The organism is Marilutibacter maris (assembly GCF_006546735.2).
Lineage (GTDB): Bacteria > Pseudomonadota > Gammaproteobacteria > Xanthomonadales > Xanthomonadaceae > Marilutibacter > Marilutibacter maris.
Map to the genome: position 1 here is coordinate 1 of NZ_VICD02000304.1, position 14358 is coordinate 14358.

Consider the following 14358-nt stretch of genomic DNA (forward strand, 5'->3'; position numbering starts at 1 on the left):
CTGATTGGCGGACGCTGGCGCGGCACCCGCCTGGAAGTCCCCGCGGTCGCCGGGCTGCGGCCGACCTCGGACCGGGTCCGCGAGACCCTGTTCAACTGGCTGATGCCGACACTGCCGGGCGCGCGCGTACTCGACCTGTTCGCCGGCAGCGGCGCGCTGGGGCTGGAGGCGGTATCGCGCGGCGCCGCCGGCGCGGTCCTGGTCGAGCGCGATCGCGAACTGGCGCAGGCCCTGCGTGCGTTGGCGGCGCGACTGCCCGGCGGCGACGCGGTCGAGGTGGTCCAGGCCGATGCCCGCCACTGGCTGGATGCGGCGCCGCAGGCGGCCTTCGACATCGCCTTCGTCGACCCGCCATTCGCCGACGGATTGTGGGAGGCGGTGTTGCCGAGGCTGTCCGCCGCACTGGTCCCCGATGGCTGGTTGTACGTCGAGGCGCCGGCGACCGCGGCGCCGGCGCCACCGCCTGGCTGGACCCTGCACCGCGAGGGGCGTACCCGCGAGGTCCGTTACGCCCTGTATCGGCGCGGCGGCGGCGCGGTTTCTTCGCCGGCCAATGAATCGGCGGACTGATAGACTGGGCAGCGAATCCGGGCCATCGCCGGTATCCCGGCCGGGCCCCTCACTGGGAATGCACTGACGTATGACCGCGGCCCGCCAACGCATCGCCGTTTATCCCGGCACCTTCGACCCGATCACCAACGGGCACGTCGACCTGGTCAACCGCGCCGCACCGCTGTTCGAGCGGATGGTGATCGGGGTCGCCGAGAGTCCCGGCAAGGGACCGGCGCTGCCGCTGGCGCAGCGGGTCGAGCTGGCGCGCAAGGCGGTCGCCCAGCATGCCAACGTCGAGGTCCGCGGCTTCGACTGTCTGCTCGCGCATTTCGTCGCCGAGGTCGGTGGCGGGGTGCTGCTGCGCGGGCTGCGCGCGGTGTCCGACTTCGAGTACGAATTCCAGCTCGCCAGCATGAACCGCCACCTGATTCCCGAGGTGGAGACCTTGTTCCTGACGCCGGCGGAGCAGTACGGATTCATTTCCTCCTCGCTGGTGCGCGAGGTCGCCCGCCTGGGCGGCGACGTGTCGGGGTTCGTGCCCGCGGCCGTGGCCGAGGCCCTGCAGGCGGAGTGGCGGCGCGAGCGTCCGGCGTCATAATCCACCGTTTCCATGACCCGCACGATCGCGATCCACGCGATCCCGGTCCAAGAATTCCAACCCGTACGATCCAACCCGAGGGGAAACCCATGAAGATGTCCACCCGCCTGATCCTCGCCGCCTGTCTCACCCTGCCGGTCCTTGCCGCGTGCCAGAAGGAAGAAGCGACGGAAGTGGTCGAGGCCGCTCCGGTCGCCAAGCCGACCACCAACGACGACAACGCCTGGGCCGAGTACCTGACCGACGTGGTCAAGCGCAACGTCGGCGACGCCACCAGCGTGTATCTGTACACCCTGCCGGCCTCGGATTCGGCCGACTACGAGGGCGAGTACGCCCGTCAGCTGGAAAAGGCCCAGACCGACGTGATGCGCGGTGGCGTGGAAGGCACCCTGCTGGCCTACGGTTCGCCGGACTCGGCCAAGAGCGCCGACCTGGCGGTGGCCTCGTTCGAGCAGGCCCAGCCGGGCTCGATGAAGGGCGTGCGCGTGCTGTTCATCGGCAATCCGGCCGACAGCGACCGCGTCAAGGCCGCGGTCGAGCCGTCGGAAGCCGCGTTCCAGTTCGTCGAAGCCAAGTAAGCCGTGGAGGGCGTGGCCGCGTCGGCGGCCACGTCCGCATCGTTCCGGCCGCGCATGCCGCCGGCCGGGGCGCTTCTCCCGACGCGCCGCCCGCATCCCGCAGGCGATACACAGCGTCCCGCGAATTGCCCGTGCCGGCCCTTGCATGCCGCCGCCATCCCCCGCAAAGTCGGAGCGGTGTCCGCATCGGTTGAGCGACTCGCCGGAGTCGCCCCGCCGGAATCGCGAACCGTACCGCAGCCAACGAGCGTGAGTCGCACGACCGCGTGCCCCCATGTCCCTGAAGATCAACGAGCTCTGCGTCAATTGCGATGTGTGCGAGCCGGCCTGCCCGAACCAGGCGATCTCGCAGGGCGAAACCATCTACGTGATCGATCCGGCCCGCTGCACCGAGTGCGTGGGGCATTTCGACGAACCCCAGTGCGTCGTGGTCTGTCCGGTCGAGTGCATCGATCCCGACCCCGATCTTCCAGAAACGCAGGACCAGCTGTTGGCCAAGCTGGCGCGCCTGCAGGCGTCCTGAGCCGCTGATGGCGGCTCGTGTTCCACAGGAGTGAATAGATGCGCTTGATGCCGCGAACCTTGATCCTGATCGCCCTGCTGGTGCCGGCACTGCTGCCGTTGCAGGCCTGCGCCGAGCAACCGCAGGCCTCGAACCCGCGCGAGGCCGCGGTCGCGGCGACCCACCCGCCGGGCACGGCGATCGCCAGCGCGCATTCGCTGGCCACCGATGCCGGCCTTGAGATCATCGCCGCCGGCGGCAACGCCTTCGACGCCGCGGTCGCGGTCTCGGCGACGCTGTCGGTGGTCGAGCCGATCAGCTCGGGTCTGGGCGGCGGCGGTTTTTTCCTGTTGCACGACGCGCGCAGCGGCAAGGACGTGTTCGTCGACGCGCGCGAGACCGCGCCGGCCGCGGCTACTCCGGAAGCCTTCCTCGATGCCGACGGCAACCTCGACCGCGACCGCTCGGTCAACGGTCCGTGGTCGGCCGGCATTCCTGGTCTGCCGGCGGCACTGGTGCACGTGGCGCAGACGTACGGACGGCTGCCGCTGAAACAGTCGCTGGCGCCGGCGATCCGGATCGCCCGCGAGGGCTTTCCGGTGTACGAGCGGATGGCACGCGGTTACGCCGCGCGCCGCGAGGTGATGGAGCGCTACCCCGGTACCCGCGCGGTGTTCCTCGCCGACGGCGACACCGTCGAGGAGGGCGAGCTGTTCCGCCAGCCCGATCTGGCGCGGACCCTGGAGCGCCTCGCCGACGGCGGCTTCGACGGGTTCTATCGCGGCGAGACCGCGCGCCTGCTGCTCGACGGCGTGCGCGCCGAAGGCGGCCAATGGACCGCCGAGGAACTGGCCGGCTACCGGGTGCGCGAGCGCGAACCGCTGCGCTTCGACTACGACGGCTGGCAGATCGTCACCGCGCCGCCGCCGTCCTCCGGCGGCGTCGCCCTGGCGCAGATGCTGCAGGTGCTGGCGCCGTGGGACCTGGCCGCGCTGCCGCAGGGCGAGCGCGTGCACCTCACCGTCGAGGCGATGCGCCGCGCCTATCGCGACCGCACCTTCTATCTGGGCGATCCGGACTTCGTCGAGGTGCCGGTCGGCCTGCTGACCGACCCGGCCTATGCCGCCGGTCTGCGCGCCTCGATCAATCCCGACCGGGCGACCCCCAGCGACACGTTCTCCGGACGGCCGACGCCGCTGGAGGACGAGGAGACCACCCACTTCTCGATCATCGACGCTGAAGGCAACCGCGTCGGCGCGACCCAGACGGTGAACCTGTTGTTCGGCTCCGGTCTGGTCGCGCCCGGTACCGGGTTCCTGCTCAACAACGAGATGGACGACTTCGCGTTGAAGGCCGGTACCCCGAATGCGTTCGGGGTGATGGGCTTCGACGCCAACGCACCGGAGCCGGGCAAACGCATGCTCAGCTCGATGACGCCGACCTTCATGAGCTCGCCGGACCGGGTCGCCGTGCTCGGTACTCCGGGCGGCAGCCGCATCATCACCATGGTCCTGCTCGGCATCCTCGGTTACGCCGACGGCCTGTCCGCGCCGCAGGTCGCGGCGCTGCCGCGCTTCCATCACCAGTGGATGCCGGATGCGATCTCGATCGAAAAGGACGCGATGACTCCGGAAGTCGTCGCCGAACTGCGCGCGATGGGGCATACCGTCAACGTGCCCGGCGAAGAGGTCGCCGGCGGGCGCCGCTCCAGCGACAGCTGGGGCAACCTGCAGACGGTGTCGTGGGATCGGCGCAGCGATACCCTGGAAGGCGGCACCGATCCGCGCAACCCGGTGGGCAAGGTCGGAATCAGACCGACCCCTTGATCGCCACCGTGCCGTTCGTCGCGGCGACATGAACGCCGGCATGCGCATGCTGGCGGTCACGTCCCCGATGCACGGCGCCGGCGCTACCCTTGGATCACCCCCTGAGTCATCCGCACAGGCATTACCCGCATGAAGCTCTGGTCACTCCTGGGAAACAGTCAGAAGCTCGACGGTGGCGCGATGTTCGGCAACGCGCCGCGCGCGCTGTGGCAGCGCTGGGCGACGCCCGACGAGCACAACCGCATCGACCTGGCCTGCCGCGCGCTGCTGGCGACGCCGCTGGCCGGCAAGACCGTGCTGTTCGAGGCGGGCATCGGCGCGTTCTTCGAGCCGAAGATGCGCGAGCGCTACGGCGTGGTCGAGTCGCAGCACGTGTTGCTGGATTCGCTGGCCGCCGCCGGCTTCGGTCCGGACGACATCGACGTGGTCGTGCTCTCGCACCTGCATTTCGATCACGCCGGTGGAGTGTTGCGCGCCTGGCACGACGGCGAGCCGCCGCGACTGGTGTTTCCGAATGCGACCTACGTGGTCGGCCGCGACCACTTCGAGCGCGCGCGCCAGCCGCACCCGCGCGACCGCGCCAGCTTCATCCCCGAGCTGCCCGAGCTGCTGGAGAAGACCGGCCGGCTGGAGCTGGTCGATGGCGCGTACAGCCGCACGCTCGGCGACAGTGTCCGTTTCCATTACAGCGACGGACATACGCCGGGCCTGATGCTGGCCGAGATCGTCGGTCCGGAAAGCGTCGACGGCCAGCCCCATGGCGGGGTGGTGTTCTGCGCCGACCTGATCCCGGGGCGGCCGTGGGTGCACGTGCCGATCACGATGGGCTACGACCGCAACGCCGAGCTGCTGATCGACGAGAAGAAGGCCTTCCTCGCCGACAAGCTCGAGCGCAACGTGCATCTGTTCTTCACCCACGATCCCGGCTGCGCGCTGGCCCAGGTGGTGCGCGACGAGAAGGGCCGCTATGGCACCGCGCACGAGGTCGGAGAACTGCAGGCACGGGCATTGGCGGCATGAGTCGACCGCCGCGCACCGCGGCCGGCGGGTGGCGGTCGCGTCCGCGCAGGGCCTGCGCGTGCTTGCTGTTGGTGCTGGCGCTGGCCGGCAACGTCGCGCCCGCATTCGCCTGGCAGCCGCCGCCCGCGGCGCAGGTCGATGTCGAGCCGGTCGGTGAACCGGTCGGTGGCATCCAGACCGCTTCGGCGATCGTCGATCGCGACTTCGGAGTGTCGACGAAATCGGCCGGTCTCGACCGCCTGGTCGAGATGTACCAGTGGCGCCGCCAGGGCGACGAGTATCAGCGGGTGTGGAACGCGGCGCGGATCGATTCGTCGGATTTCGACGACGCTCACCGCAATCCGCCGTTCCTGCTCGACAACCGCCGCTGGTGGTCCGAGGACGCCCGGCTCGACGGCAGGCCGGTCGACCCCGAGGTGCTGCAGGCGCTGGGCGAGTGGCGGGTGTTCCGTCCGGGCTTCTCGCGCCTGCCGTTGAACATGGCGGCGACCTTCCAGCCGGAGGGCGATGGCCTGGGCAGTGCCGAAAATCCCCTGCAGCCGCAGATCGGCGATCTGCGCATCCGCTGGCGCGAACTGGTGCTGCCGCCGCTGCAGGAACGGGTGCTGTTCCGCGATGGCGCCTGGCGACTGCGGCCGTCCGCCGCCCCCGGCAGCGGGCGCGATGCCGGCGACGGCGGTCCGCATCGCGGCGATGCGGTGGCGGCCTCCGGTACGACCGAGGCCGACGATCTGTCGTGGTGGTGGCTGGCGTTGCCACTGGTATTGATTCTGATTCTGGCGTTGCGGCGCCGACCAAGGAAGGAGACCCCCTGATGAACGTGACGATGCCCGCGATCACCCTGCTGTTCGCATCGATCCTGGTGCTGCTCAAGCTCGTGCTGCTGACCCGGGTGAGCATGGCCCGCCGCAGCAGCAACATCGGTATCGGCAGCGGCGGCGATCCCTCGCTGCAGCGCCGGGTGCGGGTGCACGCCAACTTCATCGAGCAGGTGCCGATGGCGCTGTTGTTGATGGCCCTGGTCGAGATGGCGGGACTGGCCCCGGCCTGGCTTTGGGGCTTCGGCGTCGCGTTGTTGCTGGGACGCGTGCTGCACGCGATCGGCCTGTCCGGCAGCGCCGGCTATTCGTTCGGCCGCTTCACCGGCACCGCCCTGAGCTGGGGGATGATGCTGGCCGCGGCGGTGGCCGGACTGGTGCTGGCCGCGCGTCACCTGGGCGGCTGGTAGGCGGCCAGGCCCGCCGCGGTGGCGGGCCGCCAGGCACCACTCAGCCGCGGGTGCCGAAGATCTTGTCGCCGGCGTCGCCCAGCCCGGGCAGGATGTAGCCGACCTCGTTGAGGCGCTCGTCGACCGAGGCGGTATAGACCTCGACGTCGGGGTGGTGCGCCTCCAGCGCCTTCAGTCCCTCTGGCGCCGCGACCAGGAACAACCCCTTGATGCGCCGGCATCCGGCCGCCTTGAGCATGTCGACGGTGGCGATCAGGGTGCCGCCGGTGGCAAGCATCGGGTCCAGGATCAGCGCGGTGCGCTCGTCCATGCGTCCGGTCAGCTTCTCGTAGTAGCCGACCGGCTGCAGGGTCTGCTCGTCGCGCTGCAGGCCGACCACGCCGACCTTGGCCGCCGGGATCAGCTCCAGCACCCCCGGCAGCATGCCCAGGCCGGCGCGCAGGATCGGCACCAGGGTGATCTTGGCGCCCTTGATCTGGCGGGTGGAGACCGGCCCGGCCCAGCCCTCAACCGTGGTGGCCTCGGTTTCCAGGTCGGAGGTGGCTTCGTAGGTGAGCAGGGTGGCGACCTCGGAGGCGAGTTCGCGGAAGGTCTTGGTGCTGTTGTCGACACGGCGCATCAGGCCGAGCTTGTGCTGTACCAGGGGATGGCGGACTTCGACGATCTTCATGGCGGGCATTCCTGTGCGATCGCGCAAGTCTGCATCAAGGGCGCTGTGCTGTCGAAGCCTGCGCCGTCGAAGCCGGGAACACCGGCGCGGGCGCCGCGGCGACGCGCACGACGCGCAGAAAGAAAAAAGCCGGCGCGGGGCCGGCTTCTTCGTGACGCGGTGGTGCGGCGGTCAGAACGACCAGCGCATGACCATCTGGTAGCTCGGGCCGGCCTCCTCGGTTTCCAGCTCGTACTCGTCGTAGTCGCGGTCGGTCTGGTCGCCCAGGGTGTCGAACTTGTGGAAGAACTCGTCCTTCGAGGCGTCCAGCAGGTTGGCCGCGGACAGGCGCACCGAGATGCGGTTGCCGAAGCGCTTCTCGACGAAGGCTTCCAGGTCGTCGCCGTACCTGACGGTGACCTCCTCGCCGAGGATGCGCTCGTAGGCGTCGCCCTGCTTGCGGTAGGTCACGCCAAAGCTGGCCGCCAGCGCCGGCAGGTCCTGGATGAAGCCGATGTTGAACACGGACTTGGCCTGGTTGTTGAAGCGGCGCTCGCCCAGGAAGTCGTCGATCTTCGAATCCACCCACGAGTAGTTCAGGAACACGCCGGTGTTGTCCAGGCCGAAGGCGCTCAACGGCGTGGACAGGTCGAATTCGGCGCCCCATACCTTGCCGTCGCCGATGTTGGCCGAGGTGAACACCCAGCTGTCGGCCGGTTCGGCGGTCATGGCCTCCTCGATGCTGGCGGCTTCGCCGTCCTCCACCATCTCTTCCCAGGTGTCGAGCATTTCCTCGCTCGGCGCGCCGGTATTGACGACCTCGATCAGGTCCTTGACGTCGCGGTAGAAGAAGTTGATGCCGATCACGCCCTTGCGGCCGAGGCGGTGCTCCCAGCCCAGGTCGATGCCGTTGGCGGTTTCCGGGTCCAGCTGCGGGTTGCCGATGTAGTCGTTGTCGCCGAACTCGCCGTCCAGCAGGGCCGGGATCATCTCGTTGAAGTTCGGGCGCTTGATGCTCCTGGCCAGCGACAGGTTGATGCGATCGGCATCGGTCACGTCCCAGCGCAGGTGCATGGACGGCAGCAGCTCGTTGTAGTCCTTGCGGGCCGAACCCTCGACGTCGCCGTCCTCGCTGTAGCGGATCCTGGAGCGCGTGGTCTCGTAGCGCAGGCCCGCTTCCCAGGCCAGGATGCCGGCCTGGCCGTTGAACTGGATGTACGGATCGACGCGCCTTTCCTCGATGACCGACCCGATGATGCTGTCCGGCTGGTAGACCACCGGGTCGCCTTCGTTCTCCGCCTCCCACTCGAAGAAGGCGTAGGTGACGTCGCGCTCCTTGTCGCGGTAGTCCACGCCGAATTCCATCCCGGCCGCGCCCAGCGAGCGCATGTGCGCGATCTTGAAGCTGGTCTCGGCGTCCTTGGCGTCGATGTACTCGGCTTCGCCCTCGGATTCGTCCCAGTCGCCGTTCTCGTAGACGTGCTCTTCCTCGCGCTCGAAGCTGTTGTCGGCGAAGCGGGCGTGGTCGAGGTCTAGCTCGGTGATGCCGCCGGCCATCCCGAACCTGTACTCCAGGCCGGCGCCCCAGTTCTTCTGGTCGACGATGGCCAGGCCCGGCACGTCGGCGGTGATCACGTCGCCATCGTCGTACTCCTCCTCGTACGACACCTCGGTCACGTCGCGGTCGGTCTTGACGTAGAAGGCGTCGATGCCGAGGCGGCCGGTTTCGCCGACGTCGACGGTGTAGCTGAAGTTGGCCGAGTAGTCGCGGCCATCCTTGACCTCGACCTGGTCTTCCCAGCTCGCCAGTTCTTCCTTCGACGGGTCGGTGAAACGGTCCGAACGCTTGTCCTTGCGGCGGTAGCGGTCCTGCACGTTGACGCCGGCCAGCACCCGGCCGCCGAGGGCTTCGCCGCTGGTCACCGCGCCGAAGGTCGGGTTCACCTCGCCGTCGAACCAGCGGTTCACGCCGACGCGGATGTAGTGGCCGTCGAACGCGTAGGCGTCGCGCAGGATGATGTTGATCGCGCCGGCGACGGCATCGCCGCTGCGGTTGGCGCTGTTGCTGCGCAGGATCTCGATGCGGTCGACCATTTCGGCGGGGATGCGATCGACCCAGAACGAGCGGTCGTCGCCGGCGCCGGGCACCTTCTTGCCGTTGATCAGGACCTGGGTGTAACCGCCGGCGAGGCCGCGCAGCTGGGCGCCGTCGAACTCCATGACGTCGGAACCGACGAAGCCGACGCCGGGCACGCGCTTGACCATGTCGCCGACGGTGTTCGGCTCGAAGCGCTGGAAGTATTCGAGGTCGTAGGACAGCACCGGCTCGATGTCGAGCGTGCGGTTGCGGTAGGCGATCTCGCCCTGGACGACGACCGTGTCGAGTTGCTTGGCATCTTGCCTGGCATCCATGCCCTCTGCGCTGTTGCCCGCATCCGGCGTTTCGACGGACTGGGCGGCGGCCTGGTAGCTGGCCGGCAGCATGACGGCGCACAGCAGCGCTCGCGAGAGGCTGGTGGCCAGGAGGGTCTGCTTCATCGGGGTGGGTCCGGGTCTGGTCAAACCGGAATTTGTAGTTCGTTAAGATTTCCGTGTAGTGACACGGCGGCCGTGCGCGGTCATCGCCGTGAACCGCGAATGTCATGCGACCGGCATGGAGGGCGCACCGTCATGGCGCGATGCGCGCGCGAGCGACACGAAAGCGTCACCTGGGCCACGTAGAACATGTCGGTTTGTTGACAGTCGCCGCATCCGCGCCGCTGCCCCCACCGTATTTCCGAGGGCCTCTCCGTGAATCCAAGCCGCTTCCTCCCGCTCGCCATCGCGATATGCCTTGCCGGTTGCGCCGTCGCTCCCGTCGTCGACCGCGAGCCCGATGAGCAGGCCGAGGTCGATCCGCTGTTGGCCGATCACGCGATCGCGCACCGGCGCGTGGCCGAGGCCTTCACCACCCCGGCGACGCCGGACGACAACATCGATTCGCCGACCGCATGGACGAGCGCGGACGGGCAGCGCTGGCTGATCGCCAGCGCCAAGAGCAGCGACCGCCTGGTGGTCTACGACGGCGACAGCGGCCGACGCCTGCGCGAGGTGGCCGGTCCCGGCAGCGCCCCCGGCCAGTTGCGGCGCCCGAATGGCGTCGCCGTGATCGACGACCTGCTGCTGGTGGTCGAACGCGACAACCGGCGGGTTCAGGCGTTCGCGCTGCCCGGGTTCGAGCCGCTGCTGAGCTTCGGCGCCGACGACCTGGAGCAGCCCTACGGCCTGTGGGTGCATCGCGACGGCAGCGGCTACGAGGTGATCGTCAGCGACAACTACATGTCGCCGGACGACGAGGACCGGCCGCCGCCGCTGGCCGAGCTGGGGCGGCGTTTCAAGCGCTACGCGCTCGACCGCCAGGCGGAGGGCTGGCATGCGCGCCTGCTCGGCAGCTTCGGCGCGACCGATGCCGCCGGTGCGATCCGCATCGCCGAATCGGTGTTCGGCGACCCGGCGCACGACCGCCTGCTGCTGGCCGAGGAGGATCCGGGCAGCGGCACCCGTCTTCGCGAGTACGGTCTCGATGGCCGCTACCGCGGCCGCGACATCGGCGCGGAGCTGTTCAAGGCCCAGGCCGAGGGACTGGCGCTGTATGCCTGCGACGACGGTAGCGGCTACTGGCTGGCGACCGACCAGTTCAAGGACCGCAGCCTGTTCCATGTGTTCGACCGGGTCAGCCTGAGCCATGTCGGCGCGTTCGCCGGTGCGCGTACCGCCAATACCGACGGCGTCTGGCTCGACCGCAGCGCCAGCGCGCGTTTTCCGCAGGGCGTGTTCTACGCGGTCGACGACGATCAGGGCGTTTCCGCGTTCGACTGGCGCGACGTCGCCGCCGCGCTGTCGCTGAAGACCTGCGGCGAGGGTTGAACATGGGCGTCGCTGCATTCGAAGCGCGGCGCGCGGTCGCGCTGGCGGCGGGCCTGTGGCTGTCGCTGGCGCTGCCGGTCGAGGCCGAGCAGGCGTCCGCACGCGCGCCGGAACCCAACACCCTGGTGCCGCCTGGGGTGATGCGTTACGCCCCCAGCGGCTTTCCCGACCGCATCGTCGCCAGCCCCGCGCAGGACGCTTCGCGCGGTTTCGCGGTGGCATGGCGTACCGATGCTGCGGTCGATGCGCCGGTGCTGGAGATCGCAATCGCCGGCGACTCGCCCGACCTGGGCGAGCCGCGCCGCATCGTCGCCTCGACCCGGGCGCTGCGCAGCGAGAACGGTCTGGCCCATCATCACCGTGCCGATGTCGACGGCCTGGAGCCGGGAGTGCTGTACGCGTACCGGGTCCAGGGCGACCGCACCTGGAGCCCATGGATGCAGCTACGCACCGCCGGCGATGCCTCCGAACCGCTGGAACTGCTGTACCTGGGCGACACCCAGAACAAGAACGCCAGCCTGACCAGCCGGGTCGTGCGCGAGGCGCTGCGGCAGGCGCCGGACGTGCGCCTGGTCCTGTACGCCGGCGACCTGGTCAGCGGCGGCGACGGCGAGGACGACAACGAGTGGGGCGAGTGGTTCGACGCCGCCGGAGTGCTGTCGACTTCGTCGATGACCGCGCCGGCACCGGGCAACCACGAGTATTTCGAGGAGTTCGAGGACACTCCGCGCGAGCGTCGCGTGCTCGGTGCGCACTGGCCCTTGCAGTTCGCGCTGCCCGGCAACGGCATCGCCGCCGATGGCGAGCCGGCGACGACCTACTGGTTCGATTACCAGGGCGTGCGGGTCGCGGTGGTCGACGGTACCTCGGCGCTGGACCTGGGCAGCGCCGCCGCGCAGGCGCGCTGGCTCGACGGCGTACTCTCGGACAACCCGCTGCGCTGGAGCATCGTGCTGATCCACCAGCCGTTCCATTCGCCGCGCGCGGACCGCGACAACGTCGAGTTGAAGCGCCACCTGCAACCGGTGATCGAGCGCCATCGGGTCGACCTGGTGTTGCAGGGGCACGACCACACCTACGGTCGACGCGGTCCCGCACGCTCCGCCGCGGCGACGCCGGTCTACGTGGTCTCGGTGGCCGGCGCCAAGCAATATCGGTTGTCGGAGCAGGCCCGCGCGACGATGGACCCGGTCGGCGAGGATACCCAGCTGTTGCAGCGGATCCGGATCGCCGATGGCCGTCTGCGCTACGAGGCGCGCACCGCGACCGGGCGCCTGTACGACGCCTTCGAACTGGTCGACGAGGGCGAGGGGAAGCGCCTGGTCGAGTTGCGCGAGGGCCGCATCGAGCCGCGCGACTGCGGCCGTGAGCAGACCCTCAAGGGGCGTCGCGACCGCTGCTGGGAGTAGGGCGATCGATGCGGAGCGGCCGGCGTATGCTGGGGCCGTCCGCAACGATGCAGGAGTGCCGATGAGCCAGACCACAGCCGCCGGAAGCTGCCTGTGCGGCCGCGTCCGCTTCCTCGCCCGGATGCCGCCCAAGTGGGTCGCGCACTGTCATTGCACGCGCTGCCGCCGGGCCCATGGCGCCGCCTTCGTGACCTGGGTCGGCATGGAGGAGGCGCGGGTCGGGATCGAGGACCCCGAGGGCGCATTGCGCTGGCATGTCGCCGAGGGCGGCGGCCAGCGCGGTTTCTGCTCGCACTGCGGCAGCCCGATGCTGTTCAAGGGCGAGCGCTGGCCGGGCGAGCTGCACATCGCCCGCGCGCTGTTCACCGATGCGCTGGAACAGCTGCCGCAGGCGCATGCCTACTACGACACCCACGTCGACTGGTTCGAGGTCGGCGATGCGCTGCCGAAGAAGCCGGCGCCGGAGGCCTGAGCCGGTGAGCGGGCGAGCAGGGGTCAGAGTCGACTTTCCCGAAGGAAAGTCGACTCTGACCCCGGTTTAGACCCCGGTTTACGGCCTGCCTCAGGCCGCCGCGGCCTGGCTCGCGCGCGGGCCCTCGCGCAGCGCGCGGGCGATCATCGCGACCAGCAGGTCGACCTCTTCGCTGGTGATCGCGAAGGTCGGGGTGAAGCGCAGCGAGTTGGCGCCGCCGTGGATCACGCCGATGCCGTGTTCGCGCATCCACTCCTCGGTCGACCCGGCGCCGTAGCACTTGTACTCCGGCGACAGCTCGCAGGAGAACAGCAGGCCGGTGCCCTGGACCTTGGTGATCGCGCCGCCGAGCTCGGCTTTCAGCTTCTCCAGCTTCTCGACCGCCTCGACGCCACGCGCGCGGATGTTCTCGCGCAGTTCGGGGGTGACCAGCGACAGGACCGTGCTGGCGACGTCCAGCGCGCGCGGGTTGGTGGTCATGGTGTTGCCGTACAGGCCCTTGCGGTAGATGCCGGCGGCGCGTTCGTTGACCGCCAGGACCGACAGCGGGTACTGACCGGCGTTGAGCGCCTTGGAGTAGGTCTCCATGTCCGGCGCCTCGACCTTCTCGAAGCCCGGGTAGTCGACGATCGACAGCACGCCGTTGGCGCGCAGGCCGGCCTGGATCGAGTCGACCAGCAGCAGCGAGCCGTGCGCGCGGGTCAGTTCGCGGGCGGCGGTGTAGAACTCCACCGGCACGCTGCGGCCGGGATCGCCTTCGCCCATCACCGGCTCCAGGAACATCGCCTCGATGAACCAGCCGTTGCTGTCGGCGTCGGCGAAGGCCTGCTTCAGCGCGGCGGTGTCGTAGGGCTCGATCGCGATCACCGAGGACTCGCCGCGGTAGCTGGCCAGATGCTGCAGGTAGGTCTTGCGGGTCGAATCCGAGTACAACGCCGGGCGGTCGGTGCGGCCGTGGAAGCTGCCCTTGACCACGATGCGCTTGATCGCGCGGCCGGCGTGGCGCCCGCCCTCGTCGGTCATCGCCTTGGCATTGGCGTCGGCGATGCGGGCGGCGAGGGTGACCGACTCCGAGCCGGAATTCAGGCACAGGAACTTGGCGTACGGGCAGTCGCGGCCCAGGCCGATCGCGTCGCGGATCAGGCGCTCGAAGCGCAGCTGCGACAGGCTCGGAGTCATCACGTTGGCCATCGCCTGCGGGCGCGCCATCGCCTCGATCACCGCCTTGGGCGCGTGGCCGAAGCCGAGCATGCCGTAGCCGCCGGAGTCGTGCAGGACCGCGCCCTTCAGGGTCACGATCCACGGGCCGCGCGCGGCCAGGGCGACGTAGGGATTGACCGCGTCGTCGGCGTAGAAGTTGACGTAGCCGGCCTGGACGGCATGGATCTGCGCGTCCTCGTCCTGGTCGAGCAGGTCGTCGAACTCGTCCTTCAGCCGCGCGTACTCGGCGGCGGCGGCCTCGATCGCCTCCACCAGCGACGGGTGGCCGGCGGCGAAGCGCTCGATGGTCGCGTCGTCCAGACCGGTGGTGCGGCGCTTGCCGGCATGGGCGCGCAGCGGGGCGAGGGTGTCGATGATGGCCATGTGTGCTCCTTGTGGGTACGCCAATCCATCCATT

14 protein-coding genes are annotated in these 14358 nt (G+C 69.5%); 11 read left to right on the forward strand and 3 right to left on the reverse strand.

The genetic code is table 11. The features are described 5' to 3' along the window. The 8 genes from rsmD to FKV24_RS16935 form a co-directional block, all read left to right on the forward strand. On the forward strand, positions 1-570 hold a 570-nt coding region (gene rsmD, locus FKV24_RS16900), incomplete at its 5' end, for a 16S rRNA (guanine(966)-N(2))-methyltransferase RsmD (RefSeq protein ID WP_141483213.1). 70 nt (positions 571-640) lie between these two features. Further along, positions 641-1150 (forward strand): pantetheine-phosphate adenylyltransferase, encoded by a 510-nt coding sequence (gene coaD, locus FKV24_RS16905; RefSeq protein ID WP_111265895.1) that lies wholly within the window; start codon positions 641-643, stop codon positions 1148-1150. 89 nt (positions 1151-1239) lie between these two features. Then, positions 1240-1728 carry a hypothetical protein gene (locus FKV24_RS16910; RefSeq protein WP_111265896.1) on the forward strand — a complete coding sequence of 163 codons (489 nt, stop codon included), beginning with the start codon at positions 1240-1242 and terminating at the stop codon, positions 1726-1728. A 274-nt stretch (positions 1729-2002) separates the two neighbouring features. Beyond that, a complete protein-coding gene (locus FKV24_RS16915) occupies positions 2003-2251 on the forward strand; it encodes a YfhL family 4Fe-4S dicluster ferredoxin (protein ID WP_111265897.1) in 249 nt (82 codons plus the stop codon). Between the two features lie 38 nt (positions 2252-2289). Further along, complete coding sequence (ggt, locus tag FKV24_RS16920) at positions 2290-4056, forward strand: gamma-glutamyltransferase (RefSeq protein WP_141483214.1); 1767 nt, start codon at positions 2290-2292, stop codon at positions 4054-4056. Between the two features lie 129 nt (positions 4057-4185). Then, a complete protein-coding gene (locus FKV24_RS16925; RefSeq protein ID WP_111265899.1) occupies positions 4186-5076 on the forward strand; it encodes an MBL fold metallo-hydrolase in 891 nt (296 codons plus the stop codon). A 62-nt stretch (positions 5077-5138) separates the two neighbouring features. Next, entirely contained in the window at positions 5139-5891 is a 753-nt protein-coding gene (locus FKV24_RS16930; RefSeq protein WP_170288349.1) for a TMEM43 family protein, read from the forward strand. Continuing rightward, positions 5891-6304: an MAPEG family protein gene (locus FKV24_RS16935; protein WP_111265901.1), complete on the forward strand. Its 414-nt coding sequence runs from the start codon at positions 5891-5893 to the stop codon at positions 6302-6304. The genes FKV24_RS16930 and FKV24_RS16935 overlap by 1 nt, the downstream gene beginning before the upstream one ends. A 40-nt stretch (positions 6305-6344) precedes the next feature. On the opposite strand, the gene upp is transcribed toward FKV24_RS16935, so the two are convergent. Then, on the reverse strand, positions 6345-6974 hold the full coding sequence (upp, locus tag FKV24_RS16940; protein ID WP_141483215.1) for a uracil phosphoribosyltransferase: 630 nt from the start codon (positions 6972-6974) through the stop codon (positions 6345-6347). A 171-nt stretch (positions 6975-7145) separates the two neighbouring features. Then, a complete protein-coding gene (locus FKV24_RS16945; RefSeq protein ID WP_141483216.1) occupies positions 7146-9491 on the reverse strand; it encodes a TonB-dependent receptor plug domain-containing protein in 2346 nt (781 codons plus the stop codon). Positions 9492-9743: 252 nt separating this feature from the next. Between FKV24_RS16945 and FKV24_RS16950 the strand changes: the two genes are divergently transcribed. From FKV24_RS16950 to FKV24_RS16960, 3 genes are all read left to right on the forward strand, one after another. After that, the gene (locus tag FKV24_RS16950) at positions 9744-10859 is read left to right on the forward strand and encodes a phytase (protein ID WP_141483217.1); all 1116 of its coding nucleotides are present in this window, start codon (positions 9744-9746) and stop codon (positions 10857-10859) included. 2 nt (positions 10860-10861) lie between these two features. After that, complete coding sequence (locus tag FKV24_RS16955; protein WP_141483218.1) at positions 10862-12268, forward strand: purple acid phosphatase family protein; 1407 nt, start codon at positions 10862-10864, stop codon at positions 12266-12268. A 61-nt stretch (positions 12269-12329) separates the two neighbouring features. Further along, entirely contained in the window at positions 12330-12740 is a 411-nt protein-coding gene (locus FKV24_RS16960) for a GFA family protein (RefSeq protein WP_141483219.1), read from the forward strand. Positions 12741-12830: 90 nt separating this feature from the next. Here the strand turns inward: FKV24_RS16960 and FKV24_RS16965 are convergent, their stop codons facing one another. After that, positions 12831-14324, reverse strand: coding sequence for an aminotransferase class III-fold pyridoxal phosphate-dependent enzyme (locus FKV24_RS16965; protein WP_141483220.1), 1494 nt, complete (start codon positions 14322-14324; stop codon positions 12831-12833). Positions 14325-14358 lie beyond the last annotated feature (34 nt).

Coding starts and splice junctions, on each gene's coding strand:
- FKV24_RS16965 (WP_141483220.1), bottom strand. CDS start 14,324: ATGGCCATCATCGACACCCTCGCCCCGCTGCGCGCCCATGCCGGCAAG.
- FKV24_RS16925 (WP_111265899.1), top strand. CDS start 4,186: ATGAAGCTCTGGTCACTCCTGGGAAACAGTCAGAAGCTCGACGGTGGC.
- FKV24_RS16935 (WP_111265901.1), top strand. CDS start 5,891: ATGAACGTGACGATGCCCGCGATCACCCTGCTGTTCGCATCGATCCTG.
- ggt (WP_141483214.1), top strand. CDS start 2,290: ATGCGCTTGATGCCGCGAACCTTGATCCTGATCGCCCTGCTGGTGCCG.
- FKV24_RS16910 (WP_111265896.1), top strand. CDS start 1,240: ATGAAGATGTCCACCCGCCTGATCCTCGCCGCCTGTCTCACCCTGCCG.
- FKV24_RS16945 (WP_141483216.1), bottom strand. CDS start 9,491: ATGAAGCAGACCCTCCTGGCCACCAGCCTCTCGCGAGCGCTGCTGTGC.
- FKV24_RS16915 (WP_111265897.1), top strand. CDS start 2,003: ATGTCCCTGAAGATCAACGAGCTCTGCGTCAATTGCGATGTGTGCGAG.
- coaD (WP_111265895.1), top strand. CDS start 641: ATGACCGCGGCCCGCCAACGCATCGCCGTTTATCCCGGCACCTTCGAC.
- FKV24_RS16960 (WP_141483219.1), top strand. CDS start 12,330: ATGAGCCAGACCACAGCCGCCGGAAGCTGCCTGTGCGGCCGCGTCCGC.
- FKV24_RS16955 (WP_141483218.1), top strand. CDS start 10,862: ATGGGCGTCGCTGCATTCGAAGCGCGGCGCGCGGTCGCGCTGGCGGCG.
- upp (WP_141483215.1), bottom strand. CDS start 6,974: ATGAAGATCGTCGAAGTCCGCCATCCCCTGGTACAGCACAAGCTCGGC.